We start from the raw sequence: 22235 nt of genomic DNA on the forward strand, positions 1-22235 counted from the left end.
CTGCCCTTGAACCAAGGTAAAGAATGCCCTTTGGTTTTTGTCAGGTTATCGCGCCGATTTGTTGACAAATTCACTTTGCCGACCTAGCTGACGCCCGATTGCCCCCCTTTCGGGGGCGGATGTCAAAGGATCCCGCCATGCAGATGACCGCAGATTTCGCCACCGAACGTGCAACGGGCCTGATGACCACGATGGGCAAGCATTTCGGGCACAAGATCCCCGTGACCATGGCCGACGATCACGTGATTCTGGACTTCGAGATGGGCCGGGCGCATATCGCCCCCGACGACCAGGGTCTGCACCTGTCACTGGAAGGCGATGATGCGCAGTCCCTCGAACGTCTGCGCGAGGTCGTGGAAAGCCACCTGCTGCGGTTCGCTCAGCGCGACGATCCGGCGCCGCTGACCTGGTCCGCCGCAGGCTGATCGGATCCTGCCGGATCGGGCCCCGGCTCAAGGGTCCGCAGGCGATCGTCCCGCGGATCCCATGCCACCTGCCATGCGCCCGTCAGACCGCGCTTGTTCTTGGTCAGCGCCCATCGGTGGCAGGCCATGTCGCCACCCGTGCCCGCCACCGGACTGCAATGCCAGCGGCTTTCGGTGGCGTTCGACCCCGCCCCTGCCCCGATCATCATCAGCCCCGTGGTGCGTCCGGCTTCTGCCGCCAGTTGCAACCGCCGTCCGGCAGTCAGGGACAGCGGGCGCTCGGGCTCGGCCAGGACGAAGCCGGTCAGGGGCGCGCGCAGGGTTTCCTCGACAGCCCAAAGCAGATCGACCTCGGACCGGGCGCGAACCTGATAGAGGCGCGCCGCCAGCCCCTTGGGCAGCGCTGCGGGCAGAAAGCTGCCCTGATCGCGCAGCGGTCGCACCCAGAAGACCGGCCCCGCATGGCGGGCGGCCTGAAAGATGGCAAAGGCATGGCGTCCCGCGCCCTCGACCTCGTGGATGCGGGCGGACACAAGCTGGAAGGGTGTCTGGTCGGGTGGCAGCATGGTGAACCTTGATCAAGACAAGAACATTGCATGAACATGAGTGATTTGAAAACCCGGCTGCGGGTGAAAGGGGCTTTTCATTCGCAACGCCATGGCGTTCCTTGCCCGCAGGAGGCGTGATGGTGCTTTATCTGGGACTGGATGGCGGTGGGACGGGTTGCCGGGCGGCGATCTGCGACCACATGGGACGGCTGCTTGGCCAAGGTCAGGGCGGCCCCGCCAACATCAACTCGGACCCCCATGGGGCATCGGTCAGCATTCTGGCCGCCGCCACCGCCGCGATGGTGCAGGCAGGTACCACGCCCGCCGATCTGGTCGCGGTGCTGGGCGTCGCGGGGGGCGGTCTTGCCGGTCCCGCCGCAGCGCTGCGCGACAGCCTGCCCTTTGCGCAGACGCTGGTGGTCAACGACGCCGTGACCGCCGCCCGGGGTGCCTTGGGGACTGCCGACGGCATTCTGGTGGCCATCGGCACCGGATCGGTTCTGGCCGTGCAGCGGTCGGGCGAAATGCGCCAATACGGCGGCCGTGGCTTCCTGATGGGGGATGAGGGCAGCGGCGCCGTCCTTGGCCGCACCCTGCTGGCGCAGGCCATGCGGGCGGGCGACGGCTTTGCCCCCGACAGCCCGCTGCTGGCGGCGATCCGTGACGAATTCGGTGGCCATGACGGCATCATCGCCTTCGGCACCAAGGCCACCCCCGCCGAATTCGCGGGTCTTGCGCCACGGTTGGTCGAATCAAACGACCCCGCGGCGCTGCACATCCTGGATCAGGCCGTGGCCCAGATGTCCGATGCCATTCGCGTGTTGCAACGGGGGCAAGGCATGCCGGTGGTCTGTCTTGGCGGACTGGGGCCGTTCTATGCCACGCGGCTGGCGCAGGATTGGGATGTGCGACCGGCCAAAGGCTCTGCAGTCGATGGCGCGCTTGCCATGGCGCGGGACCTGGGGGGCACGGCATGACCCGCATCCTGACCCCCGATCTGCTGTTCGACGGCACCGATTTGCTTGAGGGCATGGCCGTCGCCATCGACGGCGACCGGATCACCGGCGTCACCCGCGCCGCGCCAAAGGGTGCCGAACCTCTCCCCGGCATTCTGGCCCCCGGTTTCATCGACCTGCAGGTAAACGGCGGCGGCGGTTTGATGGTCGGGGCCGAGACGGATGCCGATGCGCTGGCCCATATCTGCGCCGCCCATCGCGGGCTTGGCTGCGCGGGCGTTCTGCCGACGCTGATCACCGACCGCGCGGAGGTGACCGCCAGCGTCATCGACGCCACCATCCAAGCGGCCCGCTCAGGCACGCCCGGCCTGCTTGGCCTGCACCTCGAGGGGCCGCATCTGGACCCCCGCCGCGCCGGTGCCCATGACCCCGCACTGATCCGGCCCATGCAGGACGACGACCTGGCGCGGCTCTGCGCCGCCGCCCGCGACCTGCCGGTGCTGATGGTGACCCTGGCCCCCGAATCGGTGACGCCCGACCAGATTGCACAACTGACCCATGCAGGCGTGCTGGTCAGCCTGGGCCACAGCGATTGCAGCTTGGAAACCGCCCGCGCGGGCTTCGCCGCCGGTGCGCGCCTTGCCACCCATCTGTTCAACGCCATGAGCCAGATGGCCCATCGCGCCCCCGGCCTTGTCGGGGCGGTCCTTTCGGGCGAGGCGCATGCGGGACTGATCGCGGACGGCGTCCATGTCGATCCGGCGGCGCTGTCGGTGGCCCTGCGCGCGCGACCATCGGGGCTGTTTCTGGTCAGCGACTGCATGGCCGTGGCGGGCAGCGACATGGACAGCTTCGACCTGCATGGCCGGACGATCCTGCGCCGCGAAGGCCGCCTGACCCTGCCCGACGGCACGCTGGCGGGGGCCGATCTGCGGCTGGACCGGGCGATGCAGACCATCGTGGCGGCGGGGGCTGACCCCGCGCGGGCGCTGGCCATGGCGACCAGCATCCCCGCCGCCCTGATCGGCGCGGATGACCGCTTCGGCCATATCGCGTCGGGACGCAGGGCGGATCTGATCGTGCTGGATCACGACCTGACCCTGCGCGGCCCCTTGGAGATTTAGGCGTCGCGGGCGATGATCTCCTCGACCTCTGGGGCCGGGACGAAGCGCCAGTTGCGGCGGGGGCCGGCCATGACGTTCAGGTAGTACAGCTCGAACCCGTAGGGCGCGCCGCAGGGGTGGTGGCCGCGGGGCACCAGCACGACGTCGCCATCCTTGACGGCCATCACCTCGTCCAAGGTGCCGTCATCGGTATAGACCCGCTGGACGGCCCAGCCCTTTGCGGGGTTCAGGCGGTGGTAATAGGTTTCCTCCAGATAGGTGATGCGCGGAAAGTCGTCTTCATCGTGGCGGTGGCTGGGATAGGACGACCAATGGCCCGCGGGGGTAAAGACCTCGGTCACCAGCAGGCTGTCGCAGTAATCCTCGGCCTCCATGGCGATATTGTTGATGTGGCGGGTGTTGCCGCCCTTGCCGCGTTGGGTCAGCGTGATGCCGTCGGGCCCGATGCGGCGCGCGTCATGCCCGCCATGTCCGGGGGCGGCGCAGACCGCGATGACGCAATCGGTTTCCGCCGTCGCGGCCCAATCCTGCCCGTTCGGCAGATAGAGACAATGCGGCGGGGTCTTCTCAAAGACGTCCATCCGCTCGCCCAGCACGCCCCAATCCTGCCCTGCGGCGGTGAAGGCGGCCTTGCCCTCGACCATGACCAGGATCACCTCGTTGCTGCCCGTCGCCTCGGCGGCGCTTTCCCCCGCCCGCAACCGATAGAGCGAGAACCCCACGTGCCGCCATCCGGCATCCTGCGAGGTGATCTGATGCACCTTGCCATGCTGCCCAAGGGGCTTTCGAAGAAGATGGCTCATGGGTTGCTCCTTGCGTTTGGTCCTGTGGTGCGGCCAAGGGGTCGCCCCCCTTGGCCGCGTCATGTCGATCAGGCGGCCGCGTCGCGGTCCAGACCCGCGTCGCGCGCCATGCGGCGCAGGGCTTCGCAACCCATCGACTGATAGTGCAGCGGGTCGCGGATGGCGCTGTCCTGTTCGGCCTCGATCACCAGCCAGCCGGAATAGCCCGCCTCGGCGGCGACCTTCAGCACGGCGGTGAAATCGACGCAGCCCTCGACGTCGCCCGGCACGGTGAAGGCCCCGCGACGCACGCCCTCGATGAACGAGAGACCCTGATCGCGGACCTGCGCCATGATGTCGGGGCGGACGTTCTTGCAATGGATATGGCCGACGCGGTCCATGTATTTCTGCGCCACCGCGACGGGGTCCGCGCCTGCGAAGGTCAGGTGGCCGGTGTCCAGCAGCAGCTTCAGGTCGGGTCCGGCGGCGGCCATGAAGCGGTCGACGTCATCCGCGCTTTCCACGCAGGTGCCCATGTGGTGGTGATAGCAGGCGCGCACGCCTTGCGCCGCTGCATGGCTGGCCAGCGCGTTCAGCCCCTCCATCAACCGGTCCCATTCCTCATCCGACAGGATGGGGCGGTCGTTTACGGCGACCTGATCGTTGCCATGCACCGCATTCGAGCATTCGCACAGGATCACCACATCGCTGCCCGCGTCCTTGGTCATGGCGATATGCACGTCCAGCGCCGCCATCTCGGTTTCCAGTGTCGCGCCGGCGGCCAGGATGTTTGTCGAATGCCAGCCGCCCACGAAGCGCAGCCCGTATTCGCCAAGCGTGGCCTTCAACGCGCTGCCTTCGTTGGGCATCTTGTGGCCCTTTTCGATGCCGTCGAAGCCGATCTTGCGGCAATCGGACAGGCAGTCGTCCAGCGACAGATGGGCGCCGATGCTGTGGTCGTCGTCGTTCGACCAGGCGATGGGGTTGGTGCCGTAAAGGATCATGGTCTTGTCCGTTCAGTTGAGCGTGGCCTGACGGCCCGCCTGTTCAAGATAGCGTTCGTGGGCACGGCGCAGCGCATCGGTATCGCCCACCTCGGGGACGGCGACGTCCCACCAATGGCCCGCATCGCCGAAACCGGGGCCTTGGGCGGCGGTGGTGTCGATGACGATGACGGTGGGGATGTCGCGCCCGCGTGCCGCCTCGATCTGGGCCTGAAGGTCGGCGATGTCGCGGGCCTTGACGGCATGCGCCCCCATGGCACCGGCATGGGCGACGAAGTCGATCTGCGGCTGCGCCTCGATCCGGCTGTCGACATACATGTTGTTGAAGGGCGCACCGCCGCAGCCCTGCTGCAAGCGATTGATGCAGCCATAGCCGCGGTTGTCGGTCAGGATCACCGTGAAGGGGATCCGCCGCATCACCGCCGTGGCCAATTCGCTGTTGGCCATCATGTAGCTGCCGTCGCCCACGAAGCACAGAACCTCGCGTTCCGGACGGGCCAGCTTCAGGCCCATCGCGCCGGCCAGCTCATAGCCCATGCAGCTAAAGCCGTATTCCATGTGATAGCCGCCTTGGCTGGGCTGCCACAGCAACTTCAGCGCACCGGGCATGGTGCCTGCCGCGCACATGGCGATGCTGGCGGGGGTCGAGGCCCGCTGCACCGCGCCGATCACCTGCGCATCGGTCGGCAACCCCTTGCCCGTGGGGGCAGCGCAATGCACGTCCACCGCCGCCAGCCAGGCCGCGCGGCTGTCGGTATCGGCGGCATCGGCGCGATGGTCGCCAAGCGCGCCGCCCAGCTGTTCCAGCGCCACCTTGGCATCGGCGACCAGCGTGACCGAGCCATGCTTGGCCGCGTCATAGGGCTGGACGTTGATGCTGACCAACCGCCCGTTGGCGAAGAGCGTGCGCGATCCGGTGGTGAAATCCTGCAAGCGTGTACCGATGCCGATCACCAGGTCGGCCTTGCCCGCCGCCGCATTCGCCGCCGCCGATCCATCGACCCCCGCCGCGCCGAAGTTCATCGGATGGTCCTGCGCCAGCGCCGATTTGCCGGCCTGCGTCTCGATCACCGGGATGTTGTGGCGGCTGGCGAAATCGGCCAGCATCGCCTCTGCGCCCGAATAGATGACACCGCCACCCGCCACGATCACCGGCGCCTTGGCCGCGCGGATCAGGTCGGCGACCTGCGCCAGTTCCTGCGCATCGGGGGCGGGACGGCGGATGCGCCAGACGCGGGGTTCAAAGAACGCCTGCGGCCAGTCGTATGCCTCGGCCTGCACGTCCTGACAGAAGGACAGGCAGACCGGCCCGCAATCGGCGGGATCGGTCATCACCCGCATCGCGCGGGGCAGCGCGCTGAGAAGATGCTCGGGTCGGGTGATGCGGTCGAAATAGCGCACCACCGGACGGAAGCAGTCGTTGGCGCTGACCGTACCGTCGGTGAAATCCTCGATCTGCTGCAAGACGGGATCGGGGCGGCGGTTGGCGAAGACATCGCCCGGGATCAGCAGCAGCGGCAGGCGGTTCACATGCGCCAGCGCCGCGGCGGTGACCATATTCGTGGCCCCCGGCCCGATGGATGCGGTGATCGCCTGCGCCCGCTTGCGCCCATGCCCCTTGGCAAAGGCGATGGCGGCATGGGCCATGGTCTGTTCGTTCTGCCCGCGCCATGTGGGCAGCGCGTCGCCGATACCGTGCAGCGCCTCGCCCAGGCCCGCGACGTTGCCATGGCCGAAGATTGCCCAGACCCCGCCGATGAAGCGTTCGCCGTCCTCGGTCATCTGCACCGACAGCCAGCGGGTCATGGCCTGCGCGGCCGTCAGTCGGATCGTAGCCGTCATGCTGCCACCTGCGATGCGGCGCGCGCATCGTCCCAAATATTGCAAAGTCTTTCATAGCGTTGCGCCATCGTGGCCACCGCTTGCGCGTCGTCGATGCGCCCGGCCAGCCAGTCGCGGGCCACGCTGCCAAAGATGGTCCGACCCACGGCGAAACCGCGCACCAGCGGGAATTCGGCCGCGACCGCAAAGCTGGCGGCCAGCTGATCTTCGGGGGCGTCGAGGCCCAGAACCACGATGCCGCGGGTGTTCTTGTCATGCGCCTCGATGGCGGCAATGGCCTTGGACCATGCCTGCTTGCTGGTCAGGGGTTCCAGCTTCCACCAGTCGGGGAAGATGCCCGCGGCATAGAACTGGTTGATCAGCGTCGCGGTGGTGTCGTCATCGACCGGACCGACCTTGGACGGAATGATCTCCAGCAGGAAATCCAGCCCGTTGCGGCGTGCGGCGGCATAGAGCTTGCCGACCGTCGCTTCCTGATCGGCGCGGGTGGCGGCATCGTCGTCGGGGTGGCAGAAGCACAGCACCTTGACGACATTCTCGCGCGCCCATTCCTGCAGGGCACCGCAATCGGGGCCCAGTTCCGGCTCCAGCGTCAGCGGACGCGAGGCCGGCCATTCGGCGGGGCGTCCGATCCACAGGCCCGTGCCCGATGCCGCATGCAGCGCCGCGCGGCCGATGCGATTGTCGCACAGGATGCCATAGCCCGCCTGCCCGTCCTGCACCTGCAGCGCCGCCTGCAGGCAGAGCTTCTTGAAGTCGCCGCCCTTGGCGGGGGTATAACCCTCCATCTCCTCCAGCTGGATGCGGTGGTCGAAGGCGAAGACCCGCATCGTCGACCAGTCGCCGCCCATCCGGCCCTGACGGTTCGTCGCCCAATGGATCTGTTCCAGATCGGGGTCGTTGCGCAGATCGGCGCGCACCACGCCGCGATCCAGGAAGAAGCGCAGTTCCTCGAGGCTGGGATAGGCGGGGGTGCAGCCGTGGCGGCTGACCGCGAAGGCCCCGCAGGCATTGGCGTATTCCAACGCGCGCGGCCAGGGCTCGTCGTCCATCCAGCCCTTCAGCAGGCCCGAAAAGAAACCGTCGCCCGCGCCCAGCACGTTGAAGACCTCGATCGGGAAGCCGGGACCGGCCTGTCCGGCATCGAGGCTGTCGGGGATCGCGCCTTCGAAGGCCACGGCACCCGCCGCCCCGCGCTTGCAGACCAGCGTGGCATCGCTGACGGCGCGGACCGCGCGCAGGGCGGCCAGCGTGTCGGTGGTGCCGCCGGCGATGTGGAATTCCTCTTCGGTGCCGACGATCAGGTCGAAAAGGTGCAGCGTCTTCTGCAGACGTTCGGTGACGGCGGCGCTTTCCACGAAGCGGCTCTCGCCATCGCCATGCCCGGCCACGCCCCAGAGGTTCGGGCGATAGTCGATGTCCAGCGCCGTCCGCGCGCCATGCTGCCGCGCCAGATCCAGCGCCTTGAGGACGGCAGCCTCGGTCTGCGGGTGCGACAGATGCGTGCCGGTGGCCAGAACGCAGCGGGCATCGGCAATCAGCGCCTCGTCGATGTCGTCTTTGGACAGCGCCATGTCGGCGCAGTCCTGGCGATAGAAGATCAGCGGAAAGCTGTCTTCGTCGCGGATGCCAAGGATCACCAGCGCGGTCAGCCGGTCGGGATCGGTGCCAACCCCGCGCACGTCGACGCCTTCGCGCACCAGCTGTTCACGGATGAAGCGGCCCATGTGTTCGTCGCCGACCTTGGTGATCACCGCCGAACGCAGCCCGAGGCGCGAGGTCCCGCAGGCGATGTTCGTCGGGCTGCCGCCGATGTACTTGGCGAAAGACCCCATGTCCTCCAGACGGCCGCCGATCTGCTGACCGTAAAGATCGACCGAGCTTCGGCCGATCGTCACAACATCAAGCGTCTTCATGGTGCTCCTCCTTCATCATCACCGGGCGCCCGTCCGAGGCCGCCATCGCGTGAATGATCCGTTCTATTTCAAGGCCCGCCGCGAAATCGGGCGTGGCTGGCTGTCCGCCACCGATGGCCCGGATCAGGTCGCGGCACTCGATGACCTTCTGTTCGTTGAACCCGAAGTTGTGGCCTGCGCCGGGGCAGAAGGCCGCGAAATCGGGCTGATCGGGTCCGGTCAGATGCCGCACGAAGCCCGCATCCCCTGTCCGGTGCACCCAAAGCTCGTTCATGTTTTCCTGATCGAAGACCAGGGTGCCCTCGCTGCCGTGAACCTCCCATTGCAGGCGGCACTTGCGGCCCCGCGCCACGCGGGAGGTGGCAAAGGACCCCTGCGCGCCATTGGCGAAACGGATCAGGGCCAAGGCGCTGTCGTCGTTTTCCACCGCGCGCGGACCGTTCGGGGAGGGGCGCTGAGGGACCGCGATCTGGGTCATCGCCGTGACCTGATCAACCGGTCCCATCAGCGCCACCATGAGACTCACGAGGTGGCAGCCCAGATCGCCAAGCGCGCCCAGACCCCCTTCCCCGCGAGTCATCCGCCAGGACCATGGGAGGAGCGGGTCGGCGGAATAGTCTTCGTCATAGACGCCGCGAAACGCCAGCAGACGCCCGATCGCGCCATCGGCGATCAGGTTGCGCGCCGCCTGGAAGGCCGGGCTGCGCAGGTAGTTGTAGCCCAGGAGCGTCACCTGCCCCGGATTGCGTGCCGCCAGATCGGCCATGGCGCGGGCGTCCTCAAGCGTCAGCGCCATGGGCTTTTCCAGCCAGACATGCTTGCCGGCCCGCAGTGCCGCCTCGGCCATGGGGCGGTGAAGCCCGTTGGGGGTGGTGATGCTGACCACATCGACCGACGGATCGGCGACGGCCTGCTGCCAGTCGGCCGTTCCGCGCTGAAAGCCGAACTGTTCGGCCATGGCGGCGGCACGATCCGGGGTGTCGCAGAGGACCTGCAACCGGGGATGGGCGCCCCCGAAGACGGTGGCGACATTGCGCCATGCCATCGCGTGGCATTTGCCCATGAACCCGGTGCCGATCAGGGCGACGCCAAGGGATCGCGCCTGCGCCATCAGATGGTGCCCCCCAGGCTGCCTTCCAGCTTGGCCAGTTCCTGCCCGCCGGCCATCAGGTCCTGCAGCTCGGCGGCGTCGATCTCGCCCTTCAGGGCGGTGCCGAGGGTCTGGCCGCGGTTCAGCACCGTGAAGCGGTCGCCCACCGCCAGCGCGTGGCGCACGTTGTGGCTGATGAAGACCACGCCGACGCCCTGGCTGCGCACCCGCGCGATGGTCGCCAGCACGTTCGAGGTCTGGCGCACGCCCAGTGCGCTGGTCGGTTCGTCCAGGATCAGCACCTTGGCCCCGAAATAGACAGCCCGGGCAATGGCGACCGTCTGGCGTTCACCACCCGACAGCGTGCCCACGGCCTGGTCCGGCGCACGCAGGTTGATGCCCATGCGGCGCATCTCCTCCATGCAGATGTCGTTGGCGACATCCAGGTCGAAGCGCTTGATGAAACGACCCTTGGTCGGTTCGCGACCCATGAAGAAGTTTCGGGTCACGCTCATCAGCGGGATCATGGCCAGATCCTGGAAGACGGTGGCGATGCCCGCCTCCATCGCGTCGCGGGGGCTGTCGAAGGACAGGGGCTTGCCCTCGAACATGATGGAGCCTTCGGTGGGCTTGTGGACGCCCGACATGGTCTTGATGAAGGTCGACTTGCCGGCACCATTGTCGCCCAGCAGGCAATGGCATTCGCCGGGACGCACGTCGAAGGTCACACCGTTCAGGGCGATGACGTTGCCGAAGTGCTTCTTGATGCCTTCCATGTGGATGATGGGATCGGTCATGTCAGCGTTCCCCCGTCACGCGCTTGCGGATCGCGTTGTTGAAGACGACGGCCAGAAGCAGCATGCCGCCAAGGAAGACCTGGAACCAGTCCTGGTCGAAGCCGGTATAGGTCAGGCCGATGGTCACCATGCCGAAGATGATCGCCCCGAAGAAGGCACCGATGGCCGATCCGTAACCGCCCGTCAGCAGGCAGCCGCCGATGACTGCGGCGATGATCGCTTCGAATTCCTTCATGAAGCCGCGGCGTGCATCGGTCGAGCCGGTATCGATCACGGTGATGATGGCCACGATGGCCGCCGCGCAGGCCGTCAGCATGAACAGCGAGATCTTGACCTTGCGCACCGGCACGCCCGAGTTGCTGGCCGCGTTCTTGTCGCCGCCGGTGGCGAAGATCCAGTTGCCGGCCGGGGTGCGCAGCAGGACGAAGGTGGCGACGACGGCGACGGCGATGAACCACAGGATCTCGACGGGGATGCCGGGCACCTTGGGCGCGCCGGAATTCATCGAGTCGATCCAGCCGTTGTCGGCCATCCACTGGAAGGCACCGCCGAAGGCATCGCCCGAAAAGACCGGCGTCAGCCAGTCGCCCTCGACCGCGTCACGCACGCCGCGCAGCTGGGTGGAACCGCCGGTGAACAGCTTCAACCCGACCAGCGAGGCACCGCGCAGGATGAACAGGAAGGCCAACGTCACGATGAAGCTGGGAAGGCCGGTGCGCAGCACGATGGCACCGTTGACGGCGCCCATTGCGCCGGCAAAAGCCATGGTCAGCGGAATGGCGAAGATCAGGGGCAGACCCATGTTCACGACCAGGACGCCGAAGATCATGCCCGCGAAGGCCACCATGGACCCGATCGACAGGTCGAATTCGCCGCCGATCATCAGCATGGCCGCGGCGATGCCCAGGATGCCCAGCTGTGCGGCGGGCGTCAGGAAGTTCATGATCCCCGAAAAGGTGAACATCGACCCGCTGGCGGTGAACAGGAAGAAGATCGTGACAAGGATCACCCCGCCGATCGCCCCCAGTTCTGGCCGCTTCATCAGGCGCGTGGTGATGGATTCGGTCTTTATCCGCTCATCCGCGGATGCGGTGGCATTGGCCATGGGTTCCCTCCCCCCTATCTGTCGGAATGGGCGGGCGCTTCACGCGCCCGCCGCGTCAGGTCGGATCAGCGGATGCCCTGCGAGGACAGCTCGATCACCTGTTCGGCGTCTTCCTGCATCACCAGGTTCGGACCCGAGGGCACGTCGCCGCCCGGCATCAGGCCGTATTCGGCGTTCAGCGCCAGGAAGGTGACCGGCAGATAGCCCTGCAGGTACTGCTGCTGATCGATGGCAAAGGCGGCATTGCCGTCGGCGACCGCCTGCAGGAAGCCCGCCGACAGATCGAAGCTGGCGACCATCACGTCGTCACGGCCAAGCGCCTGGACGGCGGCGACGGCCGGTTCACCCACAAGGCTGGCGCCCAGGCCCAGAACGGTATCGACCTCGGGGTCGCTGTCCAGTGCGGCGCGGACCTTGGACTGCACCTCGGCCGGGTCGTTCTGGGTCGGCACCACCGAAACGGGGTTGCCGAAGCCCTCGGCAAAGCCCTCGCAACGCTGATCCAGCGAGACGTTGCCCACCTCCTGGTTGACGCAGATGCCCTTCTTGCCGCCCATCTCGGCCAGCTTCTCGCCCGCGATCTTGCCTGCCTCGAACTCGGACTGACCGACGTGCAGCAGCGCGCCCAGATCCTTGGCCACATCCGAACCCGAGTTCATCGAGATCACCGGAATGCCCGCATCGACGGCGCGCTGGATCGACGGCCCAAGCGCATCCGCATCGGGGATCGACACCACCAGCCCATCGGGTTCCTGGTTGACGGCGGCATCGATCAGCTGGCCCATGGCAACCATGTCGAAGACTTCGGGCGAACGGAAATCGACGGTCGCGCCGGTGTGTTCGCCGGCCTTGGCCGCGCCGTTCTTGACGACCGACCAGAACGGGTCGTTCGCCTGGCCATGCGCCACGACGATGATGTTCTGCGCCATTGCCGGTGCGGCAAGGCCCATCAATGCGGCGACGGCCGCTGCGGTCTTGAATTTGGTCATGTCTTCCCTCCCAGGTTTCAGGTCTGATCCCGCGGCCCCTCCTTGGGCCCCGGGGTGAACCGGCGCATCTTCGTGCGCGCGGATGTCAGCCGCCCAAGCTGCGGATCGCCCGGACGGACCGGGTCAGCATATCCTCGAGCGTATCTTCAAAGCCGGGGCCCTTGTTCGTGTTGAACGGATCGGGGCCGGGGGCTGCGGGTTCGACGATCATCGGCCCCGCGTAATCGATGGCATCCAGCGCGCTGAACTGGGCGGCAAAGTCGATGTGACCGTCCCCCACCGCCCCGCGATTGCTGTCGGCCAGGTGATAGAGGCCGATCCGCCCGGCACCGGCCCTGAGGGCGGCGGCGGGATCGGCCTCTTCGATGTTCATGTGATAGGCATCCGGCAACAGCGCCAGGTTGCCCGCGCCGACCGCGTCCAGCAGGGCCAGCCCCTCGGTCACGGTACGGACCTGATGGCTTTCATAGCGATTCAGGATCTCGAAGCAGACATCCAGCCCGGCGGCATCGGCCATCGCGCAGATCTGCGTCGTGCTGTCGACCAGCAATTCGTTTTCCTGCGCAAGATCGCTGACGGGGCGGATGCGCTGCACCAGACCGTGGCAGCCGACCCGCGGCCCATGGTCCAGGGCCACGGCCCAATCGACCATCTTGCGATAATAGTCCAGCGCCGCCTGGCGCACCGAGGCGTCGGGATGGCTGATGTCGGCATCCCCCGGCGTGATCGAGAAGGCCCGCAGCCCGTGGTCGGACAGGATACGTCCTGCCTGGGCCGGATCGATCGAGAGATCGCCGTGGATCTCGACCCCGTCCAGCCCCGCGCGTGCGGCACGGGCCGCGATGGCCGCGATGTCGTTCGTGCCGAAGATCCAGGTACAGCAACCGATTGGACGCATGTCGGTCATCCTAGCATGTCAGGGGTGATGGCGACAGTTTCGCCGGTCTGCATCGACCGCGTCGCGGCCTCGGCACAGGCAAGGGCCGCAACGCCTTCGCGCAGCGTGACCGGCATGGTGCCGCCCGACTGCACCGCATCCAGGAAGGCCGTCCATTCGTCCTGATAGGCCCGCATGTAGCGTTCCAGGAAGAAATAGACCGGCTTGGCGCTGACGGCGCCTTCGGTGGTGATCTTCTGGACGGTGTTTTCCAGCATGTTGGCCGCCGAGAGCAGTCCTTCGGATCCCAGGATCTCGATCCGCTGGTCATAGCCGTATCCGGCGCGGCGCGAGTTCTTGATGACCGCGATGCGCCCGTCGTCCCAGACCATCGTGACGGCGGCGGTATCGACATCGCCGGCGGCGCCGATCTCGGGATCGACCAGGGACGCACCCGTGGCGGTGACCTTGGCGGGGGCGCCGCCGAAGATCCAGCAGGCCATGTCGAAATCGTGGATCATCATGTCGCGGAACAACCCGCCCGAGACCTTGACATAGCTGACCGGCGGCGGCGCGGGATCGAACGAGGTGATGGACAGCAGCTCGCCCTTGCCGATCTCGCCCTTGTCGAAGGATGCCTTCAGGGCGGCGAAATTCGGGTCGAAGCGGCGGTTGAAGCCGACCATGACCGGCTTTCCGGTGGCCTCGGCCTTGGCCAGCGTCGAAAGCGCGCGCTCCAGCGACAGATCGACCGGCTTTTCGCACAGGACCGCCTTGCCGGCGGCGGTGGCGCGTTCGATCAGGTCGGAATGGGTGTCGGTCGATGTCGCGATCAGCACCGCATCGATCGAGGTGTCGTCGATGATCTCCTCAACGGTCATGGGTTTCGCACCGATCTGTCCGGCCAGGTCCTGCGCGGCCGCGGCATTCACGTCGGCGACGGCGACCAGTTCGCAGGACTTGGTCTGGACGATCGATCTGGCATGGACCTGACCGATCCGGCCAGCCCCCAGCAAGGCAACCTTAAGCATCCTGCACTCCTCCCTCGAATCATCTGCAGAACTGTATGTGACGTAACGTTGCACCGACTTGCACGCGCGTGCAACAATAATCTGCACGCGCGTGCAAAACGCTTCCCGTCAGGTGACGTGCAGGTTAGGATGTCCACATGGCAGAATCCGAAGACAACACCGACAGCGTGACCGCAGACGACGTGGCCGCAGCGGCAGGCGTATCGCGCTGGACCGTGGCGCGCGCCTTCAAGAAGGACGCCTCGATCTCTCGGCAAAGTCGGGAACGGGTGATCGCCGCGGCCGAGGCGCTTGGCTATGCGCCCGACCTGATGGCCTCGTCGCTGGCCTCGGACCGATCGAACCTGATCGCGCTGATCACCAACGACTTCAACAACCCCCACAAGCTGGTGCTGCTGGAACGGCTGACGCGCATCCTGTGGTCGCGGGGCTGGGGAACGCTTCTGGTGCACATGTCCGACAGCGAGGATGCCTCGGCGGCGCTGCTGGCCGCCAGCCAGCGACGGGTCGATGCGGCCGTGGTCATCGGCACGCGCTTCGACGACAAGATGCTGGAGACGGCCCTTGGCGCGCGACGGCTGAAGAAGCTGGTGATCTTCGCGCGCTACAGCCAGAACCCCAACACGCTGGCCATCGCCTGCGACGACGAGATCGCCATGCGCCAGATCGCCGATCACCTGCTGGAACGCGGCTATCATCGCCCCGTCTTCCTGGCGGGACCCGACACGCAATCGGCCAAGCTGCACCGCAAGTCGACCTTCATCGAATACTGGCGGGACCGCACGGGCACCATCGTGCCCTCGATCAACACCTCGGCCTATGACTTCGGCCCCGCGATCGAGCGTGTGACGGCGCTGCTGCAGGACCGCGACGCGGCCAGCCGCCCCGACGTGCTGGTCTGCGAAAACGACATCATCGCCATCGGCGCGATGGATGCGATCCGCTATCGGATGGGGCTGAGGGTGCCGCAGGACATCGCGGTCACGGGCTTCGACGACATTCCGCTCTCCAGTTCACCCGCCTATCAGCTGACCACCTATCGCCAGCCGATCACCGCCATGGCCGAACGCCTGTTGGACGTGCTGGAGGGCAAGCTGACCGGGGACGTCGCCCTGCCCGGTCAGTTTATCGCACGCCTGACGACCTGAGGCCTCTGGTCGTGGCGGTCGGCAGGGCTTAGATAAACGTCATGCGCAAGATCACCCTTCCAGAACGCCCCGACCTGGCCGCCAAGGCCGAGGATGCCGGTTTCACCTTCGCCCATATGCATGGCGAACCCTATTGGGACGAAACATCGGCCTATCAGTTCACGCTGGAGCAGATCGAGAACGATCTGGAGGACCCGGCCACCGAACTGCACGCCATGACCCGCCAGGCCGTAGACCGCATCGTCGGCGACAAGGCACTGATGGCCAAGCTGGGCATTCCGCCCGCGCATTTCGATCTGATCGCCGACAGCTGGGCCCGCAACGAACCCGAGGTCTATGGCCGCATGGACCTGGCCTATGACGGTACGGGTCCGGCCAAGCTGCTGGAATACAACGCCGACACGCCGACCTCGCTTTACGAAAGCGCGGCCTTCCAGTGGCAATGGCTGGAGGATCAGCTGGCGGCGGGGGTCCTGCCCGAAGGGTCCGACCAGTTCAATGGCATCCACGAGGCGCTGATCGAACGCTTCAGGGAACTGTTCGAGCCGAACACCGACATCCATTTCACCGCCATGCCCGACACGCCGGAAGATTACGCCACCGTCGAATCCATGGCTTGGGCCGCGCGCGAAGCGGGAATGGGCGCGCATTACACCGATCTGGACAAGATCGCGATCAGCAAGAACAAGCAGTTCCTAGACGATCAGGACCGCGTCATCGGCACGCTGTTCAAGCTGTATCCGTGGGAGGACATGCTGGCCGATGATTTCGGCAAGCACATCAAGGGCGCGGGCTGCCTGTTCATCGAACCGGCATGGAAGGCCGTCGTATCCAACAAGGGCCTGCTGCCCGTCCTGTGGCAGATGTTCGAAGGGCATCCGAACCTGCTGCCGGCCTTCTTTGCCGATGATGTGGCCGATGCGCTGGTCGCGGGCGGCCAGACTGCCCCCGAGGTTGCCGACGCCTTCGGCCGCGTCGCCGACCAGATCCGCGCAGCCCATGTGGTCAAGCCGATCTTTTCGCGCGAGGGGGCCTCGATCAGCATCGTCGAGGGCGGGGACGTCACCGAAACCAGCCCCAATACCGATTACGACCGCCATCCGCGCATCGTTCAGGCCTATCACCCGCTGCCGGAATTCGACGGCTTCCGCCCGGTGGTGGGCGCATGGATCGTGGGCCACGCCTGCGCAGGCATCGGCATGCGCGAGGATCGGTCGCGGATCACCCAGGACCTGTCGCGCTTCAAGCCGCATTTCATCGCGGAGTGATCCGCGCTAAGGAGGGAATATGAGAAAACGTTCCAGAACCGTCGCGCTGACCATCCTTGGCGCCGCCGCCTTCACCGTCGCGGGCTGCCGCGAGGAACAGGTCGACGCGCAGGCCTTCCCCGACATGGCAAGCTGCGAGGCTGCCGCCGCGCAGGACGGCCTCTTCTCGGTCGAGGAATGCGACAAGGCCTTCGCCGAGGCCGAGGCGCTGCACGTCGAATCCGCCCCCCGCTATGACAGCCTGCAGGTCTGCGAGGAACAGCACGGCGAAGGCAACTGCGGGTCCGAGGAACAGCAGGTCAGCAATGGCGGGTCGGGCAGCATCTTCATGCCGCTGCTGGCCGGTTACCTCATCGGGAACATGCTGGGGCGTGCGGGCGGCGGGATGGCGGCCTCGCAGCCGATGTATCGCAATGCGCAGGGCGGCTTCACCAATGCCACCGGCACGACGAATTTCGGCAGCAATGCGGGCCGCGCCACCATGGGTGCGCAGAATTTCGCCCGCCCCGCAGCCACCGCAGGTCGTGCGCCGATGACCCGGGCAACCGCCGGATCGCGCGGCGGCTTCGGCGGCAGCCGCAGCAGCTTCGGCGGTTAGTCGCGCCGCGCCGTGCTGACGCGCGGCACCAGCCTGTATCCCAGATCGACCGCATGGCCGCGCGGATGCCCCTTGCCCGCCAGCCGGTCGCGGATCTGGCGGATGGCGGCGCGCCCCATCTCGTAGCGGTCGGTTTCGACCGAGGTCAGGGGCGGTTCGGCCGCCGACATCATCTCGTGGTCGTTGAAGCCGCAGATGCCAAGCTGGTCGGGAATGCGGATGTTGCGGCGCTGCGCCTCGAACAGCACGCCAAGCGCCAGGTCGTCGTTGTTGCACAGCACCGCATCGGTCCGGGGCCGCGTGGCAAGCAGATCGGCGAACAGGCGACACCCCAGGCTGACGGATGACGGCTCGGGCGTGGTGACAACGGGATCGTCAGCCCCCATGCCCGCCGCGATCAGGCAATCGCGGAACCCCGCCAGGCGGCGCTGGCTGCGCGGGTCCATCTGCGCCCCTAGGAAAGCCGGCGCCTTGTATCCCATGTCCAGCAGATGCTGCGCCCCGTCCCGCGCCGCCTGGTAATGCGACAGCCCGACGACCAGATCGATGGGCTGCGGACCGACCTCCATGATCTGCACGACGGGGCATTCGGCCCCCTGCAACAGCGCACGCGCGGCAGGCGATTGGTCATGCCCCGCCACGATCAACCCGGCGGGCTGCTGGGACAGGAAGACGCGGACCAGCTGTTCCTCGGTCGAAGGGGAATAGCGGGTGGTTCCCAGCTGCACCCCAAGCGGGCTGTCCTGCAACCCGTCATAGATGCCGCGCAGCACATCCGCGAAGACGTTGTTGCTGACCGAGGGGATGATCACCCCCACCACATCCGTCCGCCCCGATGCCAAGGCCCGCGCCGCAGGGTTCGGGACATAGCCCAGCTGGGCGATGGCCCGGGTGATTCGCGCCCGTGCATCCTGCGATACCTTTTCGGGGTCCCGCAGCGCGCGCGAGACCGTGATAGGGCTGACATCGGCCAAGGCCGCAACGTCCGACAATGTTGTCTTGCGCGTTTTTTCCATGATGTCGGCACGTTATCCCGTTCCGCAAGAAAAGTAAGGGGGTTGACGTATGACAGCGCTGTCATACATGATTGCGCTGTCATCGAGGAGGTGGCACGACAGGAGGACAATCACGATGAATGTGCGACCGATTCTGGTCATGGGGATCTGCGGCGTCGGCAAATCGACGATTGCGCAGGGCATCGCGGACCGGCTCGGCGGCTGCTTCATCGAAGCCGACGAATATCACGACGAAACCAGCGTCGCACAGATGCGGGAAGGCCGCCCCTTGACGGATGACATGCGTTGGGGCTGGCTGGACCGGTTGGGACAGGCCGTGAATGCGGCACCCAAGCGTGCGGTTCTGGCCTGTTCCGCGCTTGGCCGTGCCCACCGCGACCGTCTGCGCAGCGTGACCGGACCGCTGGACATCGTCTTCCTGCACGGCGACCGCACCGTGATCGAGGAACGGATGAACGCCCGCAAGGGCCACTACATGCCGACCAGCCTGATCGACAGCCAGCTGGCGGCGCTTCAGGCCCCCGACGCCCAGGCCGAAAACGCGCTGTGGCTCAGCGTGGCCCTGGCGCCCGAACGCATCATCGAACTTGCCGCCGAGGCCTTGGCCCCGGCTGCCTGAATACCAACCCGGAGGAGAACCGAATGACCAACCTGACCCGCCGCACCCTGATGGCCGCCACCGCGCTGATGGCGCTGGCCGCCCCTGCGTTGTCGGCCGATTACACCTTCCGCTTCCAGTCCTCGGACCCGGCGGGCAACCCCAACTTCATGCTGCAGCAGGGCTGGGCCAAGGATGTCGCCGAGAAATCGGACGGCAAGATCGAGATCAACCTGATGCCCGTCGAATCGATCGTCGCGCATAACGAAACCCAGGACGCGATCGCCACCGGCATCCTGGACGGCCATGTCACCGACCTGTCCTATTTCTCGGGCAAGGATCCGGCATTCGGCCTGATGGGCAACCCCGTCGGCGCATGGTCCGCCCCCGAACAGATGCTGGACTTCGTCGAGAACGGCGGCGGCAAGGAACTGCTGAACGAGATCATGAACCCCTATGGCCTGCAGTTCATCGGCGCCACGACCCCCGGTCTGGAAGCACTGGTCAGCGCCGTGCCGCTGGACGGCGTGGACGACCTGTCGGGCGTCAAGATCCGCGCCCCCGAAGGCCTGGTCCAATCGGTCTTTGCCGCCGCCGGCGCATCGCCCGTGAACCTGCCCGGCTCCGAGGTTTTCACCTCGTTGGACAAGAAGGTCATCGACGCGGCCGATTATACCGTCTTCTCGACGAACCAGGCGCAGGGCCTGAACGACATCGCGCCCCATCCGGTCTATCCGGGCTTCCACTCGATGCCCCTGGTCGAGATCTCGATGAACAAGGACAAGTGGGACGCCCTGCCCGAGGATCTGCAGCAGGTCATGACCCAATCGGTCCACGACTTCGCCCGCGTTCAGGTCGCAGCGCTGGCCGAGGCCGATGAAGAGGCCGTCGCGGCAGCCAAGGAAGGCGGCAAGATCACCATCCACGACTGGTCCGACGAGGAACGCGCCAAGTTCCGCGGCATTGCCATGGGCGAATGGGAAAAGGTCGCAAGCCAGTCCCCCGCCGCCCAGAAGGTCTATGACGCATTGACCGCCTATCTGACCGAAAAAGGCCTGGTCGAGTAAAACACGCTTCGGGTCGGGCCACGCGCCCGACCCCACCCGAGGGAGGGGAAACACCATGTCCGCATCCGACGAGATGCCGCGCGAGGAGCATGCCGCCGTCGCGCAATCCGGCTTTCTGGGTCGATGGATCGACCGTTTCGCACTGATCCCCGCCATGGGGCTGGTCGTCGCCATGCTGATCCTGATCCAGGAGGTCATCCTGCGTTACGTCTTTGCCAGCCCGACCAATTGGGCGCATGAGACGACGGTGTTCCTCTGCGCGATCTCGTTCATCTACGGCGGGCTGCTGTGCACGTCGCGCGACCGCCATATCCGGGTCGTGCTGGTCTATGACATCCTGCCGCCGGCCGCGCGCCGCGTGGCCGATTTCCTGATCTCGGCGGTCTGCGCCCTTTCCGCTGGCGCCTTCGCTTGGGCCGCATGGCAGATGGTCAAGCGCGCCGCATGGCGTCCCGACGGCAGCTTTCACCTTGAAACATCCGGCAGCGCCTGGAACCCCGCGTTCCCCGGCATGCTGAAGATCCTGCTGATGGTCTCGCTGATCGTCATGGCAGTGCAATTCGTGATCCTTGCGATCAACTATGCCCGCGGGCAGGGCATGGGGGCCCGCTGATGGAGATTTTCGGTTCGCTTCAATCCCTGGGGATCGAGACCGGCACGCTGGTGCTGTTCGCGATGCTTCTGGGCCTTCTGGTCACGGGCATTCCGCTGGCCTTCGTCACCCTGCTGGTCACGCTGATCTTCGCGCTTGGCTGGTTCGGGCCGAACGTCGTGCCGCTGATCACCAGCCGCGTCTATTCCTTCGTCAGCAGCTTCGTCTTCGTCTCGGTGCCGATGTTCGTGCTGATGGCGGCCATCCTGGACCGCAGCGGCATCGCGCGCGACCTGTTCGAGGCGATGCGCCTGATCGGTGGCCGCATCCGTGGCGGCGTGGCCGTCCAGACGATCTTCGTGGCCGTCATCCTGGCCGCCATGTCCGGAATCATCGGCGGCGAGGTCGTGCTGCTGGGTCTGATCGCCCTGCCGCAGATGCTGGCGCAGGGCTATGACCGCAAGCTGGCCATCGGTGTCGTCTGCGCAGGCGGCAGCCTCGGGACCATGGTGCCGCCCTCGATCGTGCTGATCATCTATGGCCTGACCGCCAACGTCTCGATCGGCGACCTGTTCACGGCGGCCTTCGTGCCGGGCGGACTGCTGGCGCTGCTTTATGTCGGCTATGTCCTGATGCGCGCCTGGCTGACGCCGAACGCCGTCCCCCCCGCCGTGACCGATCCCGTGCCAATGGCGGAAAAGCTGCGTCTGCTGAAAGGGCTGTTCCTGCCGATCGTCGTGGTCGTCATGGTGCTTGGCTCGATCTACGGCGGCATCGCATCGGTGACCGAGGCCAGCGCTGTCGGCGTGGCGGGCGTCCTGCTGTCGACCATCGTGCGCGGCGAATTCACCTGGAGCCTGCTGCGCGGCGCGGCCATCCAGACCCTGCAGACCGTCGGCATGATCGTCTGGATCGGTATCGGTGCATCCGCGCTGGTCGGCGTCTTCAACCTGATGGGCGGCATCACCTTCGTGTCCGATCTGATCACCGGCATCAGTGACAATCCGACCGTCATCATCCTGTTCATGATGGCCATCCTGTTCGTCCTGGGCATGTTCCTGGACTGGGTCGGGATCGCGCTGCTGACCATGCCGATCTTCGTGCCGATCATCGTCAGTCTTGGTTACGATCCGGTCTGGTTCGGTGTTCTGTTCGCGATGAACATGCAGGTCAGCTTCCTGTCGCCGCCCTTCGGGCCTGCCGCCTTCTACCTGAAGTCGGTCACCCCGCCCGACATTTCCCTGGGCGAGATCTTCCGCGCCCTGCTGCCCTTCATCGGGTTGCAGATCCTGGCAGTGGGGCTGCTGATCGCCTTCCCGATGATCGCCATCTACTGAGCCTGAGCTTGACCGGGGCTGGGGCTGGGGCCGGGGGACGACCCCCGGCCCCGCGTTTTTTCATGGCAGTGCGATGACGGTCGGAACCTTTCCCCTTGCCTTGCGCTTGGGTCACGACCCAGAAT

General features: G+C 66.4%; 22 protein-coding genes. 10 read left to right on the forward strand and 12 right to left on the reverse strand.

Annotated features, from left to right (window positions below):
* Positions 1-137: 137 nt before the first annotated feature.
* On the forward strand, positions 138-425 hold the full coding sequence (locus DDE75_RS01655) for a DUF2218 domain-containing protein (RefSeq protein ID WP_162798870.1): 288 nt from the start codon (positions 138-140) through the stop codon (positions 423-425).
* Here the strand turns inward: DDE75_RS01655 and DDE75_RS01660 are convergent.
* Positions 380-991 carry an ImuA family protein gene (locus DDE75_RS01660; RefSeq protein ID WP_108500635.1) on the reverse strand — a complete coding sequence of 204 codons (612 nt, stop codon included), beginning with the start codon at positions 989-991 and terminating at the stop codon, positions 380-382. The two genes, DDE75_RS01655 and DDE75_RS01660, sit on opposite strands and share 46 nt — an antisense overlap.
* Positions 992-1110: 119 nt before the next feature.
* Between DDE75_RS01660 and DDE75_RS01665 the strand changes: the two genes are divergently transcribed.
* The gene (locus tag DDE75_RS01665; protein ID WP_108500636.1) at positions 1111-1950 is read left to right on the forward strand and encodes a glucosamine kinase nucleotide-binding domain-containing protein; all 840 of its coding nucleotides are present in this window, start codon (positions 1111-1113) and stop codon (positions 1948-1950) included.
* Entirely contained in the window at positions 1947-3053 is a 1107-nt protein-coding gene (nagA, locus tag DDE75_RS01670; RefSeq protein ID WP_108500637.1) for an N-acetylglucosamine-6-phosphate deacetylase, read from the forward strand. Before DDE75_RS01665 ends, nagA begins: the two co-directional genes overlap by 4 nt.
* Here nagA and iolB read toward each other — a convergent pair.
* The 10 genes from iolB to iolG form a co-directional block, all read right to left on the reverse strand.
* Positions 3050-3856, reverse strand: a complete 807-nt coding sequence (gene iolB / locus DDE75_RS01675; protein WP_108500638.1) for a 5-deoxy-glucuronate isomerase — start codon at positions 3854-3856, stop codon at positions 3050-3052. The two genes, nagA and iolB, sit on opposite strands and share 4 nt — an antisense overlap.
* A gap of 68 nt (positions 3857-3924) precedes the next feature.
* Complete coding sequence (iolE, locus tag DDE75_RS01680; RefSeq protein ID WP_108500639.1) at positions 3925-4839, reverse strand: myo-inosose-2 dehydratase; 915 nt, start codon at positions 4837-4839, stop codon at positions 3925-3927.
* Between the two features lie 12 nt (positions 4840-4851).
* Positions 4852-6681: a 3D-(3,5/4)-trihydroxycyclohexane-1,2-dione acylhydrolase (decyclizing) gene (gene iolD / locus DDE75_RS01685; protein ID WP_108500640.1), complete on the reverse strand. Its 1830-nt coding sequence runs from the start codon at positions 6679-6681 to the stop codon at positions 4852-4854.
* Entirely contained in the window at positions 6678-8597 is a 1920-nt protein-coding gene (locus DDE75_RS01690) for a bifunctional 5-dehydro-2-deoxygluconokinase/5-dehydro-2-deoxyphosphogluconate aldolase (RefSeq protein WP_108500641.1), read from the reverse strand. The genes iolD and DDE75_RS01690 overlap by 4 nt, the downstream gene beginning before the upstream one ends.
* Entirely contained in the window at positions 8584-9708 is a 1125-nt protein-coding gene (locus tag DDE75_RS01695) for a Gfo/Idh/MocA family protein (RefSeq protein WP_108500642.1), read from the reverse strand. Before DDE75_RS01695 ends, DDE75_RS01690 begins: the two co-directional genes overlap by 14 nt.
* On the reverse strand, positions 9708-10484 hold the full coding sequence (locus DDE75_RS01700; RefSeq protein WP_108500643.1) for an ATP-binding cassette domain-containing protein: 777 nt from the start codon (positions 10482-10484) through the stop codon (positions 9708-9710). The genes DDE75_RS01695 and DDE75_RS01700 overlap by 1 nt, the downstream gene beginning before the upstream one ends.
* A gap of 1 nt (position 10485) precedes the next feature.
* Positions 10486-11589 carry an ABC transporter permease gene (locus DDE75_RS01705; RefSeq protein WP_108500644.1) on the reverse strand — a complete coding sequence of 368 codons (1104 nt, stop codon included), beginning with the start codon at positions 11587-11589 and terminating at the stop codon, positions 10486-10488.
* Between the two features lie 65 nt (positions 11590-11654).
* A complete protein-coding gene (locus DDE75_RS01710; RefSeq protein ID WP_108500645.1) occupies positions 11655-12578 on the reverse strand; it encodes a sugar ABC transporter substrate-binding protein in 924 nt (307 codons plus the stop codon).
* 85 nt (positions 12579-12663) lie between these two features.
* A complete protein-coding gene (locus DDE75_RS01715; protein WP_108500888.1) occupies positions 12664-13476 on the reverse strand; it encodes a sugar phosphate isomerase/epimerase family protein in 813 nt (270 codons plus the stop codon).
* A gap of 5 nt (positions 13477-13481) precedes the next feature.
* Positions 13482-14486, reverse strand: coding sequence for an inositol 2-dehydrogenase (gene iolG / locus DDE75_RS01720; RefSeq protein WP_108500646.1), 1005 nt, complete (start codon positions 14484-14486; stop codon positions 13482-13484).
* Between the two features lie 137 nt (positions 14487-14623).
* Here iolG and DDE75_RS01725 point away from each other — a divergent pair, with 137 nt between their 5' ends.
* From DDE75_RS01725 to DDE75_RS01735, 3 genes are read left to right on the forward strand one after another with little or no spacing between them, the layout of a single operon-like run.
* Positions 14624-15634, forward strand: coding sequence for a LacI family DNA-binding transcriptional regulator (locus DDE75_RS01725; protein WP_108500647.1), 1011 nt, complete (start codon positions 14624-14626; stop codon positions 15632-15634).
* Between the two features lie 41 nt (positions 15635-15675).
* Positions 15676-16902, forward strand: a complete 1227-nt coding sequence (locus DDE75_RS01730) for a glutathionylspermidine synthase family protein (RefSeq protein ID WP_108500648.1) — start codon at positions 15676-15678, stop codon at positions 16900-16902.
* A 19-nt stretch (positions 16903-16921) separates the two neighbouring features.
* Positions 16922-17500 carry a DUF1190 domain-containing protein gene (locus tag DDE75_RS01735; RefSeq protein WP_108500649.1) on the forward strand — a complete coding sequence of 193 codons (579 nt, stop codon included), beginning with the start codon at positions 16922-16924 and terminating at the stop codon, positions 17498-17500.
* Here the strand turns inward: DDE75_RS01735 and gntR are convergent.
* Positions 17497-18516 (reverse strand): HTH-type transcriptional regulator GntR, encoded by a 1020-nt coding sequence (gene gntR, locus DDE75_RS01740; protein WP_108500650.1) that lies wholly within the window; start codon positions 18514-18516, stop codon positions 17497-17499. The two genes, DDE75_RS01735 and gntR, sit on opposite strands and share 4 nt — an antisense overlap.
* 115 nt (positions 18517-18631) lie before the next feature.
* Here gntR and DDE75_RS01745 point away from each other — a divergent pair, with 115 nt between their 5' ends.
* Genes DDE75_RS01745 through DDE75_RS01760 form a run of 4 tightly spaced genes read left to right on the forward strand, consistent with a single transcriptional unit; the run spans position 18632 to position 22110 of the window.
* Positions 18632-19135, forward strand: coding sequence for a gluconokinase (locus tag DDE75_RS01745; RefSeq protein ID WP_108500651.1), 504 nt, complete (start codon positions 18632-18634; stop codon positions 19133-19135).
* 23 nt (positions 19136-19158) lie between these two features.
* On the forward strand, positions 19159-20181 hold the full coding sequence (locus DDE75_RS01750) for a TRAP transporter substrate-binding protein (RefSeq protein WP_108500652.1): 1023 nt from the start codon (positions 19159-19161) through the stop codon (positions 20179-20181).
* Between the two features lie 55 nt (positions 20182-20236).
* Positions 20237-20794, forward strand: a complete 558-nt coding sequence (locus tag DDE75_RS01755; RefSeq protein ID WP_108500653.1) for a TRAP transporter small permease subunit — start codon at positions 20237-20239, stop codon at positions 20792-20794.
* Positions 20794-22110 carry a TRAP transporter large permease gene (locus tag DDE75_RS01760; RefSeq protein ID WP_108500654.1) on the forward strand — a complete coding sequence of 439 codons (1317 nt, stop codon included), beginning with the start codon at positions 20794-20796 and terminating at the stop codon, positions 22108-22110. Before DDE75_RS01755 ends, DDE75_RS01760 begins: the two co-directional genes overlap by 1 nt.
* The last annotated feature ends 125 nt before the right edge of the window (positions 22111-22235 follow it).

This window comes from Paracoccus indicus (assembly GCF_003056335.1).
In the GTDB taxonomy this organism is placed as follows: domain Bacteria; phylum Pseudomonadota; class Alphaproteobacteria; order Rhodobacterales; family Rhodobacteraceae; genus Paracoccus; species Paracoccus indicus.

Bases quoted from the DNA above. Each gene is read 5' to 3' on its own strand.
- DDE75_RS01700 (WP_108500643.1), bottom strand. From the start codon at position 10,484: ATGACCGATCCCATCATCCACATGGAAGGCATCAAGAAGCACTTCGGC.
- DDE75_RS01705 (WP_108500644.1), bottom strand. From the start codon at position 11,589: ATGGCCAATGCCACCGCATCCGCGGATGAGCGGATAAAGACCGAATCC.
- DDE75_RS01655 (WP_162798870.1), top strand. From the start codon at position 138: ATGCAGATGACCGCAGATTTCGCCACCGAACGTGCAACGGGCCTGATG.
- DDE75_RS01725 (WP_108500647.1), top strand. From the start codon at position 14,624: ATGGCAGAATCCGAAGACAACACCGACAGCGTGACCGCAGACGACGTG.
- DDE75_RS01755 (WP_108500653.1), top strand. From the start codon at position 20,237: ATGTCCGCATCCGACGAGATGCCGCGCGAGGAGCATGCCGCCGTCGCG.
- DDE75_RS01750 (WP_108500652.1), top strand. From the start codon at position 19,159: ATGACCAACCTGACCCGCCGCACCCTGATGGCCGCCACCGCGCTGATG.
- DDE75_RS01660 (WP_108500635.1), bottom strand. From the start codon at position 991: ATGCTGCCACCCGACCAGACACCCTTCCAGCTTGTGTCCGCCCGCATC.
- DDE75_RS01690 (WP_108500641.1), bottom strand. From the start codon at position 8,597: ATGAAGACGCTTGATGTTGTGACGATCGGCCGAAGCTCGGTCGATCTT.
- DDE75_RS01730 (WP_108500648.1), top strand. From the start codon at position 15,676: ATGCGCAAGATCACCCTTCCAGAACGCCCCGACCTGGCCGCCAAGGCC.
- iolB (WP_108500638.1), bottom strand. From the start codon at position 3,856: ATGAGCCATCTTCTTCGAAAGCCCCTTGGGCAGCATGGCAAGGTGCAT.
- nagA (WP_108500637.1), top strand. From the start codon at position 1,947: ATGACCCGCATCCTGACCCCCGATCTGCTGTTCGACGGCACCGATTTG.
- DDE75_RS01745 (WP_108500651.1), top strand. From the start codon at position 18,632: ATGAATGTGCGACCGATTCTGGTCATGGGGATCTGCGGCGTCGGCAAA.
- DDE75_RS01760 (WP_108500654.1), top strand. From the start codon at position 20,794: ATGGAGATTTTCGGTTCGCTTCAATCCCTGGGGATCGAGACCGGCACG.
- iolD (WP_108500640.1), bottom strand. From the start codon at position 6,681: ATGACGGCTACGATCCGACTGACGGCCGCGCAGGCCATGACCCGCTGG.
- iolE (WP_108500639.1), bottom strand. From the start codon at position 4,839: ATGATCCTTTACGGCACCAACCCCATCGCCTGGTCGAACGACGACGAC.
- iolG (WP_108500646.1), bottom strand. From the start codon at position 14,486: ATGCTTAAGGTTGCCTTGCTGGGGGCTGGCCGGATCGGTCAGGTCCAT.
- DDE75_RS01695 (WP_108500642.1), bottom strand. From the start codon at position 9,708: ATGGCGCAGGCGCGATCCCTTGGCGTCGCCCTGATCGGCACCGGGTTC.
- DDE75_RS01715 (WP_108500888.1), bottom strand. From the start codon at position 13,476: ATGCGTCCAATCGGTTGCTGTACCTGGATCTTCGGCACGAACGACATC.
- DDE75_RS01665 (WP_108500636.1), top strand. From the start codon at position 1,111: ATGGTGCTTTATCTGGGACTGGATGGCGGTGGGACGGGTTGCCGGGCG.
- DDE75_RS01735 (WP_108500649.1), top strand. From the start codon at position 16,922: ATGAGAAAACGTTCCAGAACCGTCGCGCTGACCATCCTTGGCGCCGCC.
- gntR (WP_108500650.1), bottom strand. From the start codon at position 18,516: ATGGAAAAAACGCGCAAGACAACATTGTCGGACGTTGCGGCCTTGGCC.
- DDE75_RS01710 (WP_108500645.1), bottom strand. From the start codon at position 12,578: ATGACCAAATTCAAGACCGCAGCGGCCGTCGCCGCATTGATGGGCCTT.